The sequence below is a fragment of the Frankia tisae genome (assembly GCF_025403405.1).
In the GTDB taxonomy this organism is placed as follows: domain Bacteria; phylum Actinomycetota; class Actinomycetes; order Frankiales; family Frankiaceae; genus Frankia; species Frankia tisai.
In genome coordinates, this window is record NZ_JANEZT010000642.1 from 1 (window position 1) to 1,883 (window position 1,883).

Below are 1,883 nucleotides of genomic sequence, written 5' to 3' on the forward strand. Positions count from 1 at the left end.
TTCTTCTCGAAGAGGTCGACAGCCCGCATGCGGATGTCCTCTTGGGTTTCCCGCGGAAGAGCCCGTCCATCGATAATCATGTTTCTATGACAGCAGAATCATGCACACTCTTCAAATCGGACTAGTAGGTGCGGTACCGATTGAATTGGTCCATCCCAGATCATTTTGACAAGGAGCCGTCCCACCTTCGGCAGCCACACCCGTCTTGCCATTAGCAAGAGTACTAGCTATACGAGCTACCAGCCAGTCGCCGTTATACTGCCAGACCTCGACTCTGACCCCGGCCCCGGAAGCGAAGGGACCTGGGTCCAACCGGACGCAGGCGGAGACGGGCAATTAATGGATGGCGATGGACTATAGGTGGCAGCACCCGAGGGCGACGAGCCATCTGCGGGTGGCGGAGCAGATGAAGTCGAGGGCAACGACGTGCTTGCCGAAGGCACAGCTGAGACAGCAGGAGAGGAGAGGCGACGCCGAGACCGAGGGCGCCACCAAGGGTGTGGCGATAGGCGTGACGGACGCCGATGCCGCAGGAATCACCAAGGTAGTGACGATCATCGCGCCCAGAGCAGGCACCAACCTCCAATGTATGGCACGCCTCCTCCCGGAACCGATCGACATCAACATCTCCCATCGTGATCACTTCATTGCAGGATGGAGCACCCACAGTAATCGGGACATCTGCGTACGGTAATTCCACGCAACGGGAACCCAACTTTTGGCGGTATACGGCCCGCCCACCTTCCTTGCTATCCGGCTGAACCACGTCCGACAGGGGTACTGCCGAGCTGCGCGGGCCCTCAGCGGACCGCCGGGTTCACCCGCTGCCCCCGAGTTATCCACAGCCATCGGCCGAGGGTGCTGTGAACCAGTCATGCGGCCGCAGACTCGGAGGATGGATCAGGCCCACGACAGGGTGATCGCCCTCGCCCGGCAGCAGGATGACGTCGTCACCCGGGCGCAGGTTCATGCGCTCGGTCTGTCCGATCAGGCCATCAACCTGCGGCGCCGAAAAGGCTGGGCGTCACCGATCCGTGGTGCGATGGTCGTCCCGCCCGTCCGCGACGATGCACGTGCTCTCGCCCGAGCCGCGCTGCTTGTCGTCGGTGGGACGGTCTGCGGCCTGACCGCCGCGCGGCTCCACCGCCTTCCCGGGCTCCTTCGCCGCGATCCCGACGAGTCCGTCGATCTCGCCACACCTGACGCCGACCGCAGCCGGCTGCGCGGCGGCTACCGCCGGCATCCGATACTGCTCGCGCCGACGGAGATCGTGGACCTTGCTGGCCTGCGGACCAGCTCGGTGCGCCGCACCCTCGAGGACATACTGCTGTGGTGCGACCGAGATGTGGTCATCACCATCGTCGACGCCATGCTGCACGAACGGAGGATCACCGAGGCCGACCTCGCGGAGCTACGCCGTCGCGTGGAAGACCGCCGCGGCGGCGGCCGGGCCCGGTCCTGGTGGGTGATGATCGACGGAACAGCGGAGTCTCCCCTGGAGACCCGGCTCCGCCTGCTGCTCGGCGACGCCGGCCTGCTACCCGACGAGACTCAGTGGCCGGTGCACCATCCAGCGACCGGGCAGCTCATCGCCCGGCTCGACTTCGCCTGGCCGGCACTCCGTCTGGCCATCGAGGCGGACGGAGTCGGCCCCCACAGTGAGCCGCAGGCCCTGTTCCGCGATCGGCACCGGCAGAACGACCTCGTCCGGCTCGGCTGGGAGGTCCTCCGCTTCACCTGGCATGATGCAGCCCCCGGTACGCCGTCTGCGCGACACACGACGGTGATTGTCCGCACCGCCCTCGCCGACCGCCACCGCCCGCCACCGCGGGCGCGACCGCAGGCACCACCGCCCCGGGTAGAGGCTGATCCCGAGGCTGATC

2 protein-coding genes are annotated in these 1,883 nt (G+C 66.1%); both read left to right on the top strand.

What is annotated here, in order from left to right; all coding sequences use genetic code 11:
* Nucleotides 1-343: 343 nt before the first annotated feature.
* A complete protein-coding gene (locus tag NBZ85_RS30780) occupies nt 344-694 on the top strand; it encodes a hypothetical protein (protein WP_261559918.1) in 351 nt (116 codons plus the stop codon).
* A gap of 201 nt (nt 695-895) precedes the next feature.
* A partial coding sequence (locus NBZ85_RS30785) for a type IV toxin-antitoxin system AbiEi family antitoxin domain-containing protein (RefSeq protein ID WP_261563387.1) occupies nt 896-1,883 on the top strand: 988 nt, incomplete at its 3' end.

Bases quoted from the DNA above. Each gene is read 5' to 3' on its own strand.
- NBZ85_RS30780 (WP_261559918.1), top strand. From the start codon at position 344: ATGGCGATGGACTATAGGTGGCAGCACCCGAGGGCGACGAGCCATCTG.